Below are 19,224 nucleotides of genomic sequence, written 5' to 3'. Positions count from 1 at the left end.
GCTCGGGTTGACCTTGCCCCCAGGGGCGGGGTTTAGCGTTCGTCGAGGTGACAGGAATGCGGATCAGCGAACTGGCCCGGCGGGCAGGCGTGACGACCAAAGCGGTGCGCTACTACGAATCGCTGGGGTTGATCGCACCCGGACGGCTGCCCAACGGCTACCGGGATTACGACGAGGCCGACGTCCGCCTGGTTCGGGAGGTCAAAGCCCTCAGCAACCTGGGCATCCCCGTCGAGCGCACCCGGCCGTTCCTCGACTGCCTCGCGGCCGGGCGGCAGCACGCGGACGACTGCCCGGCCTCGCTCGCCGGGTACCGGGAGGCGATCGACGAGCTCACCGAGCGGATCGAAGCGCTCACCTCCCGTCGCGCGGTGCTGATCGCGCACCTGCAAGAAGCCGCCCATCGCAACAGCTGCGCGACCAGCGGAGAGGACCCGATGAACGACTACCTGAACCTGCCCGCAGACCTGCCCGTGCCCGAGGACGACGGCGCGGCGGACCACCTGCCCGGGATGCGGATGCCGCGCCTGGAACTCCCGAGCACAGCAGGCGAGACGGTCCGCGTCGACGCGCTCGGCCCGGGCCGCGCGGTGCTCTACATCTACCCGCTCACCGGCCGCCCCGGCACCGACCTCCCGGAAGGCTGGGACTCGATCCCCGGGGCGCGTGGCTGCACCCCCGAGGCGTGCGGCTTCCGGGACCACCACGAGGACCTGCACAACGCCGGCGCGGCCCGCGTGTTCGGCCTTTCCAGCCAGTCCACCGACTACCAGCGCGAGGTCGTCGAGCGGCTCCACCTGCCGTTCCAGATGCTGTCCGACCCCACGCTGAGCCTGGCCGACGCGCTCGACCTGCCCACGTTCGAGGCCGGCGGGATGACGCTCTACAAGCGGCTGACGCTGATCATCCGCGACGGCGTGATCGAACACGTCCACTACCCGATCTTCCCGACCAACGAGCACGCCGAGCAGGTCCTGACCTGGCTGCGGGCCAATCCTCTTCGCTGAGCACCCGGTCGCGTGAAACCATGCGGTGACCGGTGATCTTCGGAGGTGGCGGATGCGGATCTACCTGAGCGTCGACATGGAAGGCGTCACCGGCCTCGTCGACGCCCAAGACGTCCAGCCCGCCGGGCGCGACTACGAGCACGGTCGGCAGATGATGGCCGAGGACGTCAACGCGGCGATCCGCGGCGCGATCGCCGCGGGGGCGACCGAGATCACCGTCAACGACGCGCACGGACCGATGCGCAACCTGCGCTCCGACATGCTGCACCCGTCGGCCCGGCTGATCCGCGGCAAGCCCAAGAACATGGGCATGCTCGAAGGGCTCGACGGCACCTTCGACGCCGCGCTCTGCATCGGCTACCACTCGCGCGCAGGCACGTCGGGCGTGCTCAGCCACAGCTTCATGGGCCACGAGATCGAGGACATGTGGCTCGACGACCGCCCCACCGGCGAGATCGGCCTCACCCACGCCACCGCCGCCGCGCTCGGTGTCCCGGTGGTGCTGCTCTCCGGCGACGACACCGCGTGCGCGGAGATGACCGAATGGGATTCCGGCGTGCGGACCGCAGCTGTGAAGTACGCGCGCGGCCGCTTCGCCGCCGAACTGCTGCCACTCGCCGAGGCCCGCGATGCCATCGAAACCGCGACCGCCGCAGCCCTGACCGGCGAGCTCCCGGCTCCGCGGCCCGCGCCGGGAACCACGACGCTCGCTGTGCGCTGGCAGTCGGCGTCGGTGGCCGACACGCTGCTGAACCTCCCCGGTGTCACCGGCCGCGACGACCGCACCGTCGCGATCAGCGGCCCCGTTCCGGAGGTCTACCGGCAGTTCCGGGTGTGGCTGAACGTGGCCGCTTCGCTCACCGACCAGCGGCCCTACTGCTGATGATCCGTGTCCGTCCGGATACGCTGCGTTGGGCCTTTTCGGTTGCCCCGGCGCCGTTTTGATAACTCTGCGTCGCTTGTTCAGGCCTCGTTCACCTTCGCGTCCAGGAACCATCGCCTGGTCGACCTAACTTCCAGATGTTCCCCGACGAGCACCTGGAGGTCCGCTTGCCTTCCCGACCGGACAGCGGGCGGGTAATCCCGCTCCCCCTGCTTTCCCACCACTCCGCGAACCGCGCCTCGGTCACCTGCAAGTACCGCTGCGGCAACGCATGCGCGCACGAGGCCCCGAACACCTCGGCCAACGCCTACTTCGGCGACATCGTCGAGAGCGTGCTCAGCCGCCGGTCCGCGCTGAAGGCGAGCGGCGTGATCGCGCTGGCCGTCGGCGGCGCAGCGGCGCTCACCGGAACCGCGACCGCCGCCCCGGCGCCGCCGGCCCGCCCCGGCAGCGGGAACGTCCCGGGCACCGACTTCACCCCGGTCGCCCCGAACACCGAAGACCTCGTGGTCACCGCCGAGGGCTACGACCAGGGCATCGTGATCCGCTGGGGCGACCCGGTGGTGGCGGGCGCGCCCGAGTTCGACTTCGGCAAGCAGACCGCGGCCGCGCAGGAAAAGCAGTTCGGCTACAACAACGACTTCGCCGAACTGGTCCCGCTGGACGGCAGCGGCAAGCAGAACCTGCTGGTGGTCAACCACGAGTACACCACCGAAACGCACATGTTCGTCGGCTACGACGAGAACAACCCGACCGAGGAGCAGGTGCGCATCGCCTGGGCCGCGCACGGCCTTTCGGTGGTGTACGTGGAGCGGGAGCAGCGCGGCGGGCTCAAGCCGAAGCCGAGCCGGTACAACCGGCGCATCACCCTGAACACGCCGTTCGAGCTGCGCGGCCCGGCCGCGGGCAGCGACCACCTCAAGACGTCGGTCGACCCGACCGGCACCAAGGTCTTCGGCACGCAGAACAACTGCGCGGGCAGCCTGACGCCGTGGGGCACGATCCTCTCCGGCGAGGAGAACTTCAACCAGTACTTCGCCAACGCCGACTCGGTCACCGACCCGGCGACCAAGGCGCGCTACGCCCGCTACGGCATCAAGGGCACCACGAGCACCCGCAAGTGGGAGAAGTTCGACAAGCGCTGGGACCTCGCGCAGGAGCCCAACGAGGCCAACCGCTTCGGCTGGATCGTCGAGATCGACCCGCACGACCCGGACTCCACGCCGGTCAAGCACACCGCGCTCGGCCGGTTCAAGCACGAGGGCGCGGCGGTCAAGATCGCCGACGACGGCCGGGTGGTCGCCTACTCCGGCGACGACGAGCGCTTCGACTACATCTACAAGTTCGTGTCGAACGGCAAGGTGAAGCGGGGCACCAGCGCCCACGCCCGCCGGCACAACATGACGCTGCTCGACGACGGCACCCTGTACGTCGCGCGGTTCGCCGGCAACAGCCCGGCGAGCGAGATCGACGGCACCGGCAAGCTGCCGTCGGACGGCGCCTTCGACGGCACCGGCGAGTGGATTCCGCTGGCCAGCGGCAAGAAGTCGTTCGTGCCCGGCTTCACCGCCGAAGAGGTCTACATCTTCACCCGCCTCGCCGCCGACAAGGTCGGCGCGACGAAGATGGACCGGCCGGAGGACATCCAGCCGAACCCGGTCAACGGCCGCATCTACTGCGCGCTGACCAACAACTCCAACCGCGGCTCGACCGGCAACGCGGCGCCGGACGAGGCCAACCCGCGGGTCGGCAACAAGCACGGCCACGTGCTGGAGGTCGACGACGACGCGACGGGCACCAAGTTCCGCTGGGACCTGCTGCTGGTGTGCGGCGACCCGAACGACGCGGGCACCTACTTCGGCGGGTTCGACAAGTCGCAGGTCAGCCCGATCTCGTGCCCGGACAACGTGGCGTTCGACCGGCACGGCAACCTGTGGATCTCCACCGACGGCAACGCGCTGAAGAGCAACGACGGCCTGTTCGCGGTGCCGGTCGACGGCCCGGAGCGCGGTCGGGTCAAGCAGTTCCTGACGGTGCCGCACGGCGCGGAGACCTGCGGCCCGGTGGTCCGCGACACCGTGGTGACCGTGTGCGTGCAGCACCCGGGCGAGCTCGACGGGGCGAGCGCGGACAAGCCGGCCTCGCACTGGCCGGACGGCGGCGACTCGCAGCCGCGTCCGTCGGTCGTGGCGGTCTGGCGCAAGGACGGCGGTGAGATCGGCCGACGCTGATCCACCTTGCGAGCGCGGGGGTCTCCGGCAGGTCCGGAGGCCCTCGTTGCGTTGTGCGGGATTTCGCCCGGTCGCGGGATCGCCAGCACGGCTAGCCTCGTGCTGTGGCGGTGTTTTCGGACCAGCGAGCGTTCGCCGCGGCGATCAGCCGCGCGCTCGCCGATGCGATGCCGGGCTCGCGGGTGTCGTTGACCGGGTCGCTGGGGGCCGGAACCGACGACGAGTACAGCGATATCGACCTCGCCTGGGTGGTGCCGGACGGCGCGGTGCCGAGTGCGGCCGATCGGCTGGGCGCGGCGCTCGGTGCGGTCGCCGAGGTCGCGTCCGTGCGGTCGGCTCCGGAGTTCCAGCGATCCGCGTTGCACCGGTTGGTCTTCGCGCGGTTTCGCGGCGTGCCGTTGTTCTGGCGGCTCGACCTGCAGATCTGGGCCGCCTCGCACGCCTTCGCCGCCGACGTTCCTCAGGCGAGCGGCACCGACTGGTCGCTGCCGGAAAGCGCGGCGATGAACGCTCTCGGTGCGTGCAAAGCACTGCTGCGCGGGCGACCCGCGACGGCGGAAGGCTTGCTGTCGCGGGGTTTTCATCGCATCGGTGAGCCGGACCCGGCCGGTGGGTGGGCGCAGCGCATCGCCGCGCTCGTCGATGCGGCCGCCGCTCGGGAACCGCGACTGCACGAGCTCGCTTCGGACATCCATGCGCTGCTTCGCAGGTACGGCAACGACTTTCGGCTGTCGACGGGGTGAGGCCGGATGGATCTGGAGATCGTGCCGTTCGACGGCCGTTTCGCCGGGCAGGCCGCGCGACTGATCGCCGGTGACCACACATCGACGGGGACGGACCTCGCCGACGCGGATGTGGCCGAACGCCTCGTGGCGCAGTGGCGGGGCGACGGGCCGGCCGTGGCGGCCGTGGCCCGCGGCGAACTCGCCGGTTTCATGGCGGCATCGGCACCGGCATCTCCGGGAGGCCAGCTGGCCAGGATCCGCCTCCAGCAACACGCCTCGGTGCCGGGAGGCGCGAGATCTATCGCCGCCTGTACGGGGCGCTGTCCGGGCAGCTCACCGCGGTGGGCGCCTTCGAGCATTCGGTGGTGGTCGCGGCCGCGCACCAACCCATCATCACCTGCCTGTTCGAGCTGGGTTTCGGCATCGACCAGGTCAAGGGCCTTCGGCAGGTGGAGCCGATCGGTGCCGCCGGGGCGGTCGAGGTGCGCGAGGCCGATGCGGAGGATCTCGCGGAACTGCTGGATCTCGCGGTTGAACTGCAGCGATTCCACGCCGCACCGCCGATCCTGCGCCCCGCGCTCCTGGACCTCCGGGCGATCCGGGACGACCTCCGGGCGTCGCTCGTTGACGCCGACCGGGTGGTCCTCGTCGCGGTGGAGCGCAGCCGGCTGATCGGGGTGATCCAGGCGGGCCGCGACAACCGCTTCCCGGCCACGGCCACGGTCGGCCTCGCCGTGGTGACCGCCGACGCGCGATCCGGGGGAGTGGGCACGGCGCTGGTGTCCGGCGTCCTCGGCTGGGCGGCCCGCCGCGGCTTCCGCAGCTGCGGCGCCGAGTGGTCGTCGGCGAACCCGGTCAGCGACGCCTTCTGGCGCGGCCGCGGCTTCGTGCCCGCGCGCTACACGCTCACCCGGCTGATCGACTCCCGCGTCGCCTGGGTCGGCACCGGCCTGAGCTATCGCTATTTCTGAGCCATGTTGGGAAAGTGCGCGGCTCGTACCAGCGATCACCGTGCTCCGGTCTGGTTGTTGGCGGTAAACTACACGGTGCAGTTGAGTTGATGCACTGATGAGTGTAATTTCGTGGCGAGACCCAGAGGAGGATCACCATGTCCTACCCACCAGACCGGTACCGGGGCGACACCGGCGAGATCAGCGCTTCCTTCCGCCCGGCGGACGCCGATCCGGAGCTGGTCAACTCCTCCGGCACCAGGACCTACTACCTGGCCACCGGGAAACCGACCGGCCGAACCCACGACATCGCCACCGACGGCGAATTCGGGCTCTACCACGTGGTCGACCTGGCTCCCGGCGCCGGAACCGGCACCCACTTCCACAAGGCGATGTCCGAATCGTTCTTCGTCACCGACGGATCGCTGCAGGTCTACGACGGGGCGAAGTGGCGCGAAGCGACCAAGGGCGACTTCCTCTACGTGCCCCCGGGCGGACTGCACTCCTTCTACAACGAGTCCGACGAGCCGGCGTCGTTCCTGATGCTGTTCGCGCCGGGCGCCCCGCGCGAGGAGTACTTCGAAGGCGTCGGCCACATCGCGGCGCTGGGCGACGCCGAGCGAGAGCGGTTCTTCGTGGAGCACGACAGCTACTTCACCGACCTGCGGTCCGGCCCCAAGAGCGGCAACTCCCGGTGAGGCCCGACGTAGACTGCACGGAGTAGTGCAGTTCGTTGGAAGGAGGCTCCGGTGTCACCGACCGGCCGGCCGGAGAAGCGCCGCGCCATCGAGCAGGCGGCGCGCAAGGTGTTCGGCCGCGAGGGCTACACGAGGGCCAGCGTGGACGCGATCGCCGCAGAAGCGCAGGTGTCCAAGCGCACCATCTACAACCACTTCGCAGACAAGGAGCAGCTCTTCCTGTCGGTGGCGCTGGACGGGGCGCACGAAGTCACCGACGCCATCGCGCGGCTGATGGAGCTGCACCTGCGCAAGATCGTCGACATCGAGGAAGACCTCGTCGCCTTCTGCCGGGACCGGGTCGCGGCGGTGGCGGAGTTCCCGGACCACTTCGCGCTCGTCCGGACGCTGGAAGCGGAGGTGACCCGGATCCCCCCGGCGGTGCTGGAGAAGTGGCTGGCCGCGGGCCCGCAGTCGGCGCACGAGCGGCTCGCGCCGTACCTCCGGAAGATCGCCGACAACGGCCTGCTCCAGTTCGACGACGCTGAGCGGGCCGCCCTGCATCTCAACCTGCTCACCATCACCGCCGTGCTCCAGCGGACGTTCTACGGCTCGATGCCGATTCCGCAGGTCGAGGCCGACGAGCTCATCGTGAGCGGTGTGCGGGCGTTCTTGCGGCTGTACGCCGCTGCTCGCTCCTGAAGCGCGCTGTTGCGTCCACTTTGGATGCCGCGCGTCAGCTTTCGGATCGGTTGCCGGTCGATTCCCGCTGCTCCCCGCGTGGCGCCGCGCGGAGGGCGACCACCGTGATCGCCGCCGCGACCATCACGATGCCCACCACCCACAGGCCGGTCTTCTGCGAGCCGGTCGCGTCCTTGAGCGCTCCCGTGATGTAGGGCGCCGCGAACCCGCTGATGTTGCCCAGCGAGTTGATCAGCGCGATTCCGCCCGCCGCCGCCGCGCCCGCCAGGAAGTTGCTCGGCAACGCCCAGAAGGTGGGCAGCGCCGCGCAGACACCGACGGCGCAGATCGTCACGGCGACCATCGCGCTGAACGGATTGCCCAGGTACAGCGCGATCGGGATGGAGATGCCGCCGAGCAGCATCGGCAGCGCGACGTGCCACACGCGCTCCCGCGTCCGGTCGCCGTGCGCGGCCCAGAGCACCATGGCCACCGTGCCGACCACGTACGGAACCGCCGTGATCAACCCCGTTTCCATCGTCGACAGGTCAGTGCCGTACTGCTGCTCGAAGCCCTTGATGATGGTGGGCAGGAAGAAGCCCAACGCGTACAGCCCGTACGCGATGCCGAAGTACACGAACGCCAACGCCAGGATCCGCGGGTGGGTCAGCGCCTTCCGCAGCGGCCAGCCGTGCGCCGTCTCGGTCTGCGCCCGCTCAGCCTCCAGTTGCTCGGTCAGCCAGGCGCGCTCTTGCGGCGACAGCCACTTCGCCTGGGACGGCCGGTCGGTCAGGTAGAACCAGGTCACCACCGCCAGCAGCATCGCCGGGATGCCCTCGACGAGGAACATGAACCGCCAGCCGGACAGGCCGAAGACCCCGTGCCCGGTGCTGATCAGCGCGCTCGACACCGTGGCGCCGATGGCGCTGGACACCGGGACCGCGGTCATGAACAGCGCGACCGCCTTCGCCCGCTGCACCGCCGGGAACCAGTAGGTCAGGTACAGGATGATGCCCGGGAAGAACCCGGCCTCGGCCACGCCGAGCAGGAATCGCAGCACGACCAGCGCGGTAGCGCTCGGCACGAACGCCATCACCGTCGCGACCACGCCCCAGGTGATCATGATGCGGGCGAGCCACTTCCGCGCCCCGAAGCGGTGCAGGGCGAGGTTGCTCGGCACCTCCAGCACCAGGTAGCCGATGAAGAAGATGCCCGACGCGAAACCGAACGCGGTCGCGGTCAGCCCCAGCTCATCGTTCATGCCGTTCGGGCCGGCGAAGCCGATGTTGACCCGGTCCAGGTAGTTCACGAAGTAGAGCAAGATCAGGAACGGCATCAACCGCACCGCGACCTTGCGCAGGACGCGGTTCTGGGCACCGGCAGGGGCGGCGTCGACACTGCTCACTCGGGTGACCTAAGCCTCATACCCCCAATGGGTCAAGGGGTAGTCCGCTGATTGGGACGGCCGGTCGCCGGGCCGAAACCGTACGGCGATACCGTTAGTACATGCCCGAACGCCCAATTGCCCTGGTCACCGGCGCCTCGCGAGGCATCGGTGCCGCCGTCGCCCGCTCGCTTTCCGACACGCACGACCTGCTGTTGGGCGGGCGCGACGCCAACGCGCTGCAGGAGCTCGTCGACGAGCTCCCCGGTGCCAAATCGTGGCCCGTGGAACTCACCGACCACGAAGCCGTGGCCACTGCGGTCGCCGACATCGAACGGCTCGACGTGGTGGTGCACAGCGCCGGCCTGGTCGAGCTGGCCTCGGTCGCCGAAGCCTCCAGCGACTCCTGGCGGCGCACCTTCGAGCTGAACCTCTTCGCCGTCACCGAGCTGACGCGCTTGCTGCTGCCCGCGCTGCGCGCCGTGAAGGGCCACGTGGTGCTGGTCAACTCCGGTGCCGGCCTGTCCGCGAAGCCGAACTGGGGTTCGTACGCCGCGAGCAAGTTCGCGCTGCGCGCCTTCGCAGACGTGCTCCGCGCCGAGGAAGCCGGGCACGGCGTGCGGGTCACCTCGGTGTTCCCGGGGCGCACCGCCACCGACATGCAGCGCACCGTCCGGGACCAGGAGGGCGGGGCGTTCGAACCGGACCACTACCTGCGCCCCGAGTCGGTCGCCGCGCCGATCGTGTCCGCGGTGCGGGCCACCGGCGACGCACACCTCACCGAGATCGTCATCCGGCCGTCCTGAGGCCGTTCCGCGAGGGCCGACCCGCATGAGCCGACACTGCGCCGCGGGTACCTAGGTCCTCTGCGGGAGCCGCAGTCCCGCTGTGGCCGCTCCGGCGTGGCGAGAGCCTTGGTCGCTACGTCGGAGCCGTTCCAGCCGGACGACCTCGCCGCCGTCCGAGCAGCACCGCATGCCGCAAGCGGCTGACGCCGCCTCGCGAAGCGCGTCCTGCCCCGGAACCGGTCGAAGCATCCGGTCCGAACAGGGTGGTCCGGTTCAGCCCCGGATGTGCTGCGCGGACTTGCGTGCCGTGGCCTGCACGGTGCGCCGGTCCACGCGCGTGGGCTCGCGCTCGTGCAGCACTTCTTCACCCGCGACCCAGACGTCCCGGACGCACTGGGAACCGGCGGCCCACACCACGTTGGCCAACACCTGATCGTCCGGCGCGTCCAGGCCCGTGGCGAACGCCGGGTTGTCGATGTCGAGGTGCACGATGTCGGCCCAGCGCCCGGGCTCCAGCGCGCCGATGTCGTCGCGGTGCAGCGCCTCAGCCCCGCCTCGCGTCGCCGCGAGCAGCGCCGTCCGCGAGCTCAGCGCCGTCGCATCGCCCGTGACCGTCCGTGCGAACATTCCTGCCAACTGCACCTCCTCCCACAGATCCAGATCGTCGTTGCTGGATGGCCCGTCGGTGCCCAGTCCCACCGGAATGCCGGCGGCCAGCATGTCGACCAGCCGTGCGGTCCCCGACGCGAGCTTCGCGTTGGATCCCGGGCAGTGCGCCACGCCCACCCCGCGGCGCGCAAACAACTCGATGTCGTCGTCCGACAAGTGCACGCCGTGCGCGGCGAGTACCCGGCCGTCGAGCACGCCGAGCTTCTCCAACAACGCGGGCACCGAACCGAACTGCTTGCGCTGCTCGGCGTCTTCGGCGGCGCTCTCCGCCACGTGCGTGTGGACCAGGGCGGCACGGTGTTGGGCGGACTCGCCGATGGTCTGCAGCGCCTCCGGCGGCAGCGTGTAAGCCGAATGCGGCCCGTACGCCAGCTCCACCCGGTCACCGGGGCCGAACCGAAGGCCGTCGGCGTCGATCCACCGGTTGATCCCGTCGACCATGCCCTGCCAGCCGCCGAGCTTCTCCAGTGCCGGCGTGGAGATCACCGCCGATGCGAACACCACGCGCGAACCGACCGCCAGGGTGGCCTCCACCACCGACTCGCCCATGAAGTACATCTCGGCGCTCGTCGTGACGCCGGCCCGCAGCATCTCGACGCACCCGAGCTCCATCCCGGCGCGGACGTCCGCCGGACGCAGCCGAGCCTCGGCGGGCCAGATCACCTCGTGCAGCCAACGCAGCAGCGGCAGGTCTCCACCCATCCCCCGCAGCAGTGTCATCGGGCTGTGCGCGTGCGCGTTGATCAGGCCCGGCAGCAGGATTCCGCTGCATTCCCGGACGGCCGCACCGTTCGGGCGTTCCGGCGCCCCGACCCGCGGCCCGCAATACACGATGCGACCCTCGCCGTCGACGTCCACCACGGCGTCCCGGATCACCGAGCAGCCGGGATCGCAGGGCAGAACCATCGGTGCGTGCAGGCGCAGTGCGATCGACATGCCCGCATTCTGCCCGACGCTTATCCGCCGCCCGCCGTGCTCATGACAAGCAACATGATCACCCCCGCCAGCCCCGCGATACCGCCCAGCACCGCCATGAAAAAGATGTCTTGCGTGCGCCTCGTCATGACTCCAGAATCGCCGGATTCCGGTCCCTGGACCTCGGCTGATCGGCCCGTCGACCTCGTTCGATCGGCCAGTCCCAGCTGACCGTTCGACCGACCCCGAACGGGTAGGCGCAGCAGGCGGGTTCGGCTATGCGGCAGCGCCGGTGCAACAGCGCCGCGGCTCGCCGGGCAATGCTGTTACACCGCACGAAACCAACGGCGTGGCACCGCAAAGGCGGCGCACGAGCCGGATCGGCCGGCTAAGCCGTGCCAACGCGTGCCGGGGCAGAGATCATTCGTCCATGAGCCCGCTGCGCCAGGCCCAAGCCGCGGTCTCCACCCGGTTGCGGGCCTTGATCTTGCCCTGCGCGGAGGCGAGGTGCGTCTTCACCGTCGACAGCGACATGAACAGCTCCTGGCCGATCTCGCCGTTGGTCAGGCCGCGCGCGGTCGCCCGCACGACGTCGAGCTCGCGTTCGGTCAGGTCCACGCTCGGCGCCTGCACCGCGCGACGTTGCACCTGGGGCTGGGAGAAGTGCTTGAGCAGGCGCACCGTGATCTGCGGCGAGACCAGCGCATCGCCGCGCTCCGCCGCCCGGATCGCCTCCAGCAGCAGCGTCGGGCCGGCGTCCTTGAGCAGGAAGCCGCTCGCCCCGTTCCGCAACGCGCTGTCGACGTATTCGTCGAGATCGAAGGTGGTCACGACGACCACCTTGATCGGGTCGGTGACATCGGGGCCGGCCAGCTGCTTGGTGGCCTCCAGCCCGTCGATCCCGGGCATCCGGATGTCCATCAGGCACACGTCCGGCCGCTTCTCCCGCGCGACCCGGACCGCGTCCGCACCGTTCGCGACGTCCGCCACCACTTCGATGTCGTCCTGGGATTCCAGGATCATCCGGAAACCGGCGCGCACCAGCTCCTGGTCGTCGGCGATCAACACCCGGATCATCGCTGTCCCACTTCCCCGCTCTGCTCCGCCAACGGCAGAACTGCTTCGACGCACCAACCGATGTGGTCTCCGGGACCGGCCCGGAATCTGCCGCCCAGCAGCTCGATCCGCTCCCGCATCCCCACCAAACCGTATCCGCCCGAGCCACCGACCGGTTGCTGGCGTACCGCCGTGCCGTCATCGGTGATCCGCGCGTAGATGTTCACCGGGTCGGCGTGGACGTCGATCTGCACGTAACTCGCGTCGAGCGCGTGCTTTTCGGCGTTGGTCAGGGATTCCTGCACCACGCGGAGGGTGGACCGGGCGACTTCCGGCGGGATCTCCCGGCCGAGGTCGATGCGCAGGTCCACAGTGGTCGGACGGTGGTCGCCGACCGGAACCCGCCGAGTGGCGTTCACGAGGGCTTCGAGGTCCGCTTCGAGGTCGGTGGTGGCCTGCTCGGTGGCTGTCGACGCGCCGGCCGGTTCCGCGCCGCGCATGCTCGCGACCAGCCGGCGCATCGCGGTCAGCGCCTCGGTACCGCTGTCGGCGATGCGGGCCAACGCGTCGGTCGCCGCCTTCGGGTTCTTCTCCGCGACCATCTGGGCGGCTTGGGCCTGCACCACGATGCCGGTGACGTGGTGCGCCACCACGTCGTGCAGTTCCCGCGCCAAGGCCATCCGCTCGGCCTGCTGCGCGTCCGACACCGCGCTGCGCACGGTCTTCGCGCGCTCCGTGTCCCGCGCGCGGAAGTACAGCCCGGTGCCGACCGAGATGACCAGGAACAGCCCGCCCATGAAGATCGACTGCAGGTAGTCGCTGAAATCGCTGAGCGACGACGAGGGGACCGGCATCACGAACAGGGCGAACAACGCCGAGCCGACCAGCGCGGCGCCCGCCAGCACCGCGCGCTGCGGCTCCGCGTGCCTGGTGGCGTAGGTCACCAGCAGCATGCCCGCTCCGGTGGCGGAGATCGGGATCCCGCCGATCATGGCGACCTCGGTCGAGAGCCCCCAGAAGCGCATCATCAACGCGGTGAGAACCAGGGCCGTGGCCCCGAGCACCGCCGCCTCGAACGGCCGGACCGGCCCGAAGACGGCCAGCACCGACATCACGACACCGCACAGCAGGAGCACGACGCCGCTGACCAGCGAATCGCTCCCGTTCTTGGTGAATTCCAAGAAGGCCAGCACGCTCAGCACCGCGATCACCGGCCACTGCCGGCGCACCAGCGCGCGCAGCGGGGTGTCCCGGGACTCCTCCGGCGCGGAGAGCCGGCTGCGCAGGTAAATGCCGGTGCCCGCGGTGAGCATCAGCTGCAGGAAGCCGAAGCTCAGCGTCTGGCCGAACACCATCCCCGGGTAGACGGCCGACATGTGCCCGCGCACCAGCACCGATGCGACGCAGCTCACCACCAGCACCGCGGTGACCGGGATCGCCTTGTGCAGCGGGCGGAACCGGAACAGGTACAGGACCAGCAGGAGGCCTGCCAGGTTCTCGGTCGGGGTGATCGAGAGCAGCCCCAGGGAGTGGAAGTACGCGCCGGACAGCCGGCCGACCACCGTGGTGCAGCCCAGCACGACCGCGGCCGCGAGCCCGCACCAGACCGGGGCGCGGCGACCGAGGATCGCCAGCAGCGCCATCGCGGTGATCCCCGGGAGCAGCACGATGTCGTCTTCGAACAACCCCAGCGTGTTCCCCAGCCAGATCAACCCGAGCAGCCCGGCGAAGATCCACTGCTCGCGCAGGAGATCACCGAGCCGACGCCACCACGGGGCGGATGGCTCGGTCCCGGGCCTTGTCGCGATGTTGCTCACGGCTCGACCGTAACCGGTGGCCCGATTCGAACACCTTGGCCGAATGGTTCGAATGCCCTGGCCGATCGGCCGACCCTCGCGCGTCGATCAGCGGCCCCGAGGCCGATCCGGAATCCGCCGCCGGCCGCCAATCTCGAATCCAGCAGGTCCCGCACCGGTGGGACCCCGAGATCCGGACCGCAGCCCGAACACGAGCAACCGCAGGCACGGCGAGCACGGGCCAGCACGGCGACGAACGGCGTTAGCGGCGCGAAACGAGCAGGAGGAAGGAAGATGTCGGCTTCAATCGTCGACCGGCGGCCCGGGGAGCCGTTCCTGGTGGGGCGCGGATTGGTCAAGAACTACGGCTCCTACCGGGCGCTGGCCGGGGTGGACCTCGCGATCCGCACCGGCGAGGTGATGGCGATCGTCGGGCCGTCGGGCTCCGGCAAGACGACGCTGCTGCACGTGCTGGCCGGGATCCTGCGCCCGGACGGCGGCGAGGTGCTCCTGGACGGGCACCGCATCGACCAGCTCGGCGAGGCGAAGCGCAGCGCGCTGCGGCGCCACGAGTTCGGCTTCGTCTTCCAGCAGGGCATGCTGGTCGGCGAGCTGACGGCGGCGGAGAACACGGCGCTGCCGCTGCTGCTGGCCGGGGCCAACCGGAAGCAGGCGCTGGATGGCGCGCGGGACTGGCTGGGACGGCTCGGCCTCGGCGGGCTGGAGAAGCGGCTGCCCGGCGAGCTCTCCGGCGGTCAGGCGCAGCGGGTGGCGATCGCTCGGGCGCTCGCGCACCGCCCCAAGGTGATCTTCGCCGACGAGCCGACCGGCGCCCTGGACACCCGCACCGGCGAGGAGACCACGCAGGCGCTGTTCGCCGCCGCTGCGGCGACCCAGGCGGCCGTGGTCATCGTGACGCACGACCGGGAACTGGCCGCCAAGACGGGCCGGATCGTGGAGATCCGCGACGGCTTGATCGCGGGCGGGGTGATGGTCGGATGAATCCCGTGCAGCTGGCGCTGCGGGTGCTGCGCGTCGACTCGCGCAGCCGCCTGTCGGCGCTGCTCACCGCAGCCGGGGTCGCGGTCGCCACCGCGCTGGTCCTGTTCCTGGCGACCCTGCCGAACGCGACGGACGCTCGAATGGATCGGGCGACCTGGATGCGCGGTGCCGCCGATCCCTCCGGCGCGGTTTCGCAGGCGAGCCTGGACTTCTTCGAGAACGAGAAGATCATCCGGCTCGACGTGTCGGGCGACCGGCCCGCGGTGGACGGCGCGCCGGGCTTCCCCGGTGCCGGCGAGGTCCTGCTGTCGCCGCGGTTGGCCGAGCTGGCGAAGCAGCGCCCGCCTGAAGAGCTCGCCAACCGCTTCGACGGCAACGTCGTCGGAGTTCTGGACGAGACCTCGCTGAAGTTCCCGGAGCAGCTCGTCGCGGTGGTCGGGCACCAGCCGGGCACGCTGGACGCCGTCAAGGCCGAGGAATCGGGCTGGATCGCGGCCGGTACGGACGATTTCCTGCTGAAGTTCCTGTCCGGGGTGGGGATCGTGCTGCTGGCGATTCCCAGCCTGGTGCTCGTCGCGTCGGCGGCCAGGCTGACCGCCGCCAGGCGGGAGCGCAGGCTCGCGGCCCTGCGGCTGGCCGGTGCGACGCCGGGGCAGGTGGTCGGCACCGTCGCCGCCGAGACCACCATCTCCGCTGTGGCGGGGACCGTCGTCGGCCTCCTGCTGAGCTGGCCGCTGCGGTTCGTGGGGGCGCAGATCCCGTGGGGTGGCGGCACCTGGTTGCCGAGCGACTTCACCCCGTCGGTGCCGACGGTCGTCGCGGTGGCGGTCGTGATTCCGCTGCTGGTCGTGCTGGCTGCGGTGCTGGGTCTGCGCCGCGTCGTGCAGGCACCGGTCGGCGCGGCGATGAACCAGTCGCGGAAGGCGCCCAAGGCGTGGCGGCTGCTCGCGTTGCCCGCGGCAGCGGGATTCTTCGCGTTCGGGCTCTCCACGGCCGAGGCGACCGGCGGCCTGACGTTCATGCTCGCGGCGCTCGCGGCGGTTCTGCTGTCCGCCTCGATCGTCGGTCCGTGGTTGACCGGCGCGCTCGGCAAGCTGTTCGCCACCACGTGGCGACGGCCTGCGATGCTGCTCGCGGGTCGGCGGCTGCGCAGCGACCCGAAGGCCGCCTACCGGTCCGTGTCCGGCATCGTCCTCGCGGTGTTCGTCGGGTCGATGGCGCTGACGCTGCTGCCCAGCTTCGAGGCATTCGCAGGCGGCGGGCGTTCCTTCAAGGACTCCGTGCTGTACCTGGACGTTCCGTCCGCGACGGTGGCCGACCAGAAGAAGCGTGTCGTCGGCGAGCTGGAGCGCCGCGGCGCGAACGCCACCGTCGCGAGCGCGAACCAGGTCACCCTCGAGACCTCCGAGGGCGGGGAGTACGCCGGCCTGGTGATCAGTTGCCCGGAAGCGGCGGCGGTGACCCGGATGGCCGTCGGCGTGTGCGCGGGACCGCCCGCGATCCGCGCTGATCCGGCCACCCAGCTGCCGGACTCGGGGCTGCGCATCCGGGCCTATGCGGCCCAGGACTCCAACGAGGAGCCGGCGACGTTCGGGCTGCCCGCCAACGTCGTGACGCGGCCGCTCGGCGGTCAGGATCCCGAGCTGAGCTCTTCGGTGCTGATCGACCCCGATCTCGTGCCCGAGGTCGCGAACGTCGGGGAGTCGACGCTGGTGGTGAACCCGGCGACCGACGCCGACCGGGAGAAGGTGCGGACCGCGCTCGCCGCGGCACTGCCAGCCGAAAGCTTCATGAGCCGCGAGCTGCGGCTGAAGGACCAGCAGACGATGCTGGGCGACCTCAAGCGGGTGACCGCCATCGGCCTGGGGCTCGCAGCCCTGCTCGCGGGCAGCAGCGCCGCGATCACGGCCGCGTCGTCGGTGGTCGATCGCCGACGCACCTTCGGCGCGTTGATCGCGGCGGGAACCCCGGTGCGCATGCTGGGGCGCGCTCTGCGGACCGAGGCAGCGCTGCCCGCGCTGGTCGCGACGCTGACCGCCGGTGCGGGCGGTATCGCGATCGGGGTCTCGATGCTGACCCTGTTCGGGGATGACGCCCCGGTGGTGATCAGCGGCTGGATCCTCGCGCCGGTCGTGATCGGTGTGGCCGTCGCGGTGCTCGCCGCCTCCAGCAGCGGCCCGATGCTGCGCAGGATCAGCAGCGAACCCATCGCCGACGAGTAGTGGGCGAGCGCCCTGTCAGCAACCATCCGGCCAGTTCCGCCCGCGCGGGACTGGCCGGATGGCCATCCGGGGCCGACCACATGACCGATCCGCCGGACCTGTCCCGAACGTGATGCTTGAAGAGTCGGAAGGAAAGACCAGGGAGGTCAGAGATGCTCGCCAACATCGTTTCCGGAATCGGAGCCTTCATCGCCCTCGCGGTGCTGCTGCTCATGTCACTCAGCTCGGTTCTCCCCGAGATCATGGACCGTTTCGCGGCCCGGCGCGTTGCGTCGACGGCCGGTGCGCGGGTCAGTCCTCGGGCAGGCCGGTTCCCAGGCAACGCCGGTTCATCCGGGCCAGCACGTCGTACCGCGGCCGGCTCGGTTCGGGGGACTGGAAGCCACTCGGTGCTCCCTGCCGGGCACGCCGGGTCGCTTCGTTGGTGACGGTGAACATCGGCCGGGAGGCACCGTTCTGGGGCGCGGAATGCAACCACGCCAGCCGGTGCAGTGCCTCGCTGTGGTGGTCGGTGATCGTGACGCGCGCGGAGTCGAACGAGAACAGCACGGCCCGGTTGATCTCGACGATCGCCCGGTCCCGCCACAGGGTTCGTTCGGTGGAGGTGTCCATGCCCAGCCGTTCGGCCACGTGCCGGGTGACGCCGTACGCGTTCTCGTCGGCCAGGCCGCGAGTGCCGATCTCGGTCCCCACGAACCAGGTGTTGAACGGCGCGGCCGGGTACCGGATGCCGCCGATGAGCAGCTGCATGTTGCTGATCAAGGGCACCGTGTGCCAACGGAGGCCCAACTCGACGAACCACGGGAACTCCGGGTGCTCCAACGGGACTTCCTGCACGACGTCCCGCGGAACGGTCACCGGCTTGGGGCCTTCGTGGGCGGTCTCCACCACCAGCGGCAGGTGGTCGAAGCGCCCGCGCTGGGTCGGCGGTCTCCAGCCGAGGCGCTGGGCTTCGGCGGTGAATCCGCTGTACCTGGCGTCACCGAGCACACCGCCGTCGGACAACGCGTAGCCCGCGTACCGGACGACCTGTTCGTTCCAGATGCACGGGCCGGGACCATCCGGCGCGTCCGGGGCGAAAACCGTGATCAGCGGCTGGATCTGGCCCGCATTGGTGGCCAGCCGGAGATGCTCGAAGCATTCGCTGGCGATCGCTGAGGCGTTGCGCAGGCCGCGAAGATCGCGGACCTTCAGCCGGCGCCACGGCACACCGCTCGTGCACCACCCGCTGTCGCGCAGCGCGACGCGCGCGCCGTAGGCGAGTTCCTCGCTGGTGTGGCGGTAGGTACCGGTGTCGGCGAACTCCTGGCGCACCTCGGCCAGGCGCCGGGACAGGGAGCCTGCCTCGGGATGAGCGTCGTGGAAGGCCCGCAGGAACTGCTCGGCCGCCGAGATATCCGTGGTCGGTTCGGACCGATCGGCGACGAGTCGGCTCGTGCCGGTGGCGTATTCGCCACCGATGTCCGGCGGGCGCTGCTGGGTCGGGATGACTTCATCACGGATATCCGTCACGGGCCGGAAGGTAGTCGCGATCACCGCTCACTCGTCACTACATGAGCATTCTTCTTTTCGGTGAATTCACAACACCACGATCGCGCGGCAACCCACTCATCGTGACTTCTATCGACGTGCAGGTCACGATCCTTGATCGCCCAATTGAGTGAACATCTTGCTGTTCGTCGTGGATGGCCAGACCAAGTGCGGCGTCTGATCACCGCCAGCATCCGGCCTCCCGTGCGGCAAAGCTGGACGCGTGACGGCGATGAAAACGAAGATGCAGGTGTTGGAGGGCATGTACGCGGCGGAGGCCGAGTACCTGGCGGCCGGCGGGCCCGGCGAAGCGAGCTTCGAACCGCTCGCCGAATTCTTCTCGCCGCAGGTCGTCCTGCACCAGGCCGAGGCGCTGCCCTACGGCGGGAGCTGGCGGGGCCACCAGGGCATGGAACGGTTCTTCCTCGAGATGAGCCGAACCTGGGAATCGTTCGTGATGCTGGCGCAGGACTTCCTGACGCCGAGCGACACGACCGGGCCGCTGGTGGTGCTAACCCAGGTCCGAGCGCGCTCCCGGGCGACCGGCCGCCGGCTCGATTTCCCCATCCTGCAGACGATCGAGATCCAGGACGGCCAGATCATCGACATCCGCCCGTTCTACTGGGACACCGCAGAGATCGCGGAAGCTTGCACGAACGCGTGACCAGCGCTCGTCCGAGCCGGTTGACATTGCGCACCGAGAGCGAA

At 70.1% G+C, this 19,224-nt stretch carries 16 protein-coding genes; 11 read left to right on the top strand and 5 right to left on the bottom strand.

The features are described from left to right. The first annotated feature begins 56 nt into the window (after nucleotides 1-56). The 7 genes from AC07FN_RS37815 to AC07FN_RS37785 all read left to right on the top strand — a co-directional run bounded on the left by AC07FN_RS37815 (nucleotide 57) and on the right by AC07FN_RS37785 (nucleotide 7,175). The gene (locus tag AC07FN_RS37815; RefSeq protein ID WP_478399965.1) at nucleotides 57-1,007 is read left to right on the top strand and encodes a MerR family transcriptional regulator; all 951 of its coding nucleotides are present in this window, start codon (nucleotides 57-59) and stop codon (nucleotides 1,005-1,007) included. A 52-nt stretch (nucleotides 1,008-1,059) separates the two neighbouring features. Beyond that, nucleotides 1,060-1,890: a M55 family metallopeptidase gene (locus tag AC07FN_RS37810; RefSeq protein WP_478399964.1), complete on the top strand. Its 831-nt coding sequence runs from the start codon at nucleotides 1,060-1,062 to the stop codon at nucleotides 1,888-1,890. 137 nt (nucleotides 1,891-2,027) lie between these two features. Next, the gene (locus AC07FN_RS37805) at nucleotides 2,028-4,121 is read left to right on the top strand and encodes a PhoX family protein (protein ID WP_478399963.1); all 2,094 of its coding nucleotides are present in this window, start codon (nucleotides 2,028-2,030) and stop codon (nucleotides 4,119-4,121) included. A 104-nt stretch (nucleotides 4,122-4,225) separates the two neighbouring features. Beyond that, on the top strand, nucleotides 4,226-4,864 hold the full coding sequence (locus tag AC07FN_RS37800) for a hypothetical protein (RefSeq protein ID WP_478399962.1): 639 nt from the start codon (nucleotides 4,226-4,228) through the stop codon (nucleotides 4,862-4,864). 323 nt (nucleotides 4,865-5,187) lie between these two features. Then, nucleotides 5,188-5,817 carry an N-acetyltransferase family protein gene (locus tag AC07FN_RS37795; protein ID WP_478399961.1) on the top strand — a complete coding sequence of 210 codons (630 nt, stop codon included), beginning with the start codon at nucleotides 5,188-5,190 and terminating at the stop codon, nucleotides 5,815-5,817. Nucleotides 5,818-5,954: 137 nt separating this feature from the next. Continuing rightward, nucleotides 5,955-6,494 (top strand): cupin domain-containing protein, encoded by a 540-nt coding sequence (locus AC07FN_RS37790; protein ID WP_478399960.1) that lies wholly within the window; start codon nucleotides 5,955-5,957, stop codon nucleotides 6,492-6,494. Nucleotides 6,495-6,545: 51 nt separating this feature from the next. Continuing rightward, entirely contained in the window at nucleotides 6,546-7,175 is a 630-nt protein-coding gene (locus tag AC07FN_RS37785; protein ID WP_478399959.1) for a TetR/AcrR family transcriptional regulator, read from the top strand. A gap of 34 nt (nucleotides 7,176-7,209) precedes the next feature. Here AC07FN_RS37785 and AC07FN_RS37780 read toward each other — a convergent pair whose 3' ends face one another. Continuing rightward, nucleotides 7,210-8,559 carry an MFS transporter gene (locus tag AC07FN_RS37780; protein WP_478399958.1) on the bottom strand — a complete coding sequence of 450 codons (1,350 nt, stop codon included), beginning with the start codon at nucleotides 8,557-8,559 and terminating at the stop codon, nucleotides 7,210-7,212. A gap of 101 nt (nucleotides 8,560-8,660) precedes the next feature. Between AC07FN_RS37780 and AC07FN_RS37775 the strand changes: the two genes are divergently transcribed. Next, nucleotides 8,661-9,344, top strand: a complete 684-nt coding sequence (locus tag AC07FN_RS37775) for an SDR family oxidoreductase (protein ID WP_478399957.1) — start codon at nucleotides 8,661-8,663, stop codon at nucleotides 9,342-9,344. 255 nt (nucleotides 9,345-9,599) lie between these two features. On the opposite strand, the gene AC07FN_RS37770 is transcribed toward AC07FN_RS37775, so the two are convergent. The 3 genes from AC07FN_RS37770 to AC07FN_RS37760 form a co-directional block, all read right to left on the bottom strand. Next, a complete protein-coding gene (locus AC07FN_RS37770) occupies nucleotides 9,600-10,931 on the bottom strand; it encodes an amidohydrolase family protein (RefSeq protein WP_478399956.1) in 1,332 nt (443 codons plus the stop codon). Nucleotides 10,932-11,330: 399 nt separating this feature from the next. Beyond that, nucleotides 11,331-11,987: a response regulator transcription factor gene (locus AC07FN_RS37765; protein ID WP_478399955.1), complete on the bottom strand. Its 657-nt coding sequence runs from the start codon at nucleotides 11,985-11,987 to the stop codon at nucleotides 11,331-11,333. Beyond that, the gene (locus AC07FN_RS37760) at nucleotides 11,984-13,783 is read right to left on the bottom strand and encodes a sensor histidine kinase (protein WP_478399954.1); all 1,800 of its coding nucleotides are present in this window, start codon (nucleotides 13,781-13,783) and stop codon (nucleotides 11,984-11,986) included. The genes AC07FN_RS37765 and AC07FN_RS37760 overlap by 4 nt, the downstream gene beginning before the upstream one ends. Before the next feature lie 273 nt (nucleotides 13,784-14,056). On the opposite strand from AC07FN_RS37760, the gene AC07FN_RS37755 reads away from it, so the two are divergent. Beyond that, nucleotides 14,057-14,764: an ABC transporter ATP-binding protein gene (locus AC07FN_RS37755; protein ID WP_478399953.1), complete on the top strand. Its 708-nt coding sequence runs from the start codon at nucleotides 14,057-14,059 to the stop codon at nucleotides 14,762-14,764. Beyond that, the gene (locus tag AC07FN_RS37750) at nucleotides 14,761-16,986 is read left to right on the top strand and encodes an FtsX-like permease family protein (RefSeq protein ID WP_478399952.1); all 2,226 of its coding nucleotides are present in this window, start codon (nucleotides 14,761-14,763) and stop codon (nucleotides 16,984-16,986) included. Before AC07FN_RS37755 ends, AC07FN_RS37750 begins: the two co-directional genes overlap by 4 nt. Before the next feature lie 291 nt (nucleotides 16,987-17,277). Here AC07FN_RS37750 and AC07FN_RS37745 read toward each other — a convergent pair whose 3' ends face one another. Beyond that, nucleotides 17,278-18,498: a nitric oxide synthase oxygenase gene (locus AC07FN_RS37745; protein WP_478399951.1), complete on the bottom strand. Its 1,221-nt coding sequence runs from the start codon at nucleotides 18,496-18,498 to the stop codon at nucleotides 17,278-17,280. A gap of 262 nt (nucleotides 18,499-18,760) precedes the next feature. Here AC07FN_RS37745 and AC07FN_RS37740 point away from each other — a divergent pair, with 262 nt between their 5' ends. Continuing rightward, nucleotides 18,761-19,180, top strand: a complete 420-nt coding sequence (locus AC07FN_RS37740; protein WP_478399950.1) for a nuclear transport factor 2 family protein — start codon at nucleotides 18,761-18,763, stop codon at nucleotides 19,178-19,180. Nucleotides 19,181-19,224: the final 44 nt, after the last annotated feature.

The sequence above is a fragment of the Saccharopolyspora sp. NPDC045941 genome, from assembly GCF_056431445.1.
Note: the sequence above shows the minus strand (reverse complement) of the source record. Positions and strands in the feature narration are given on the sequence as shown.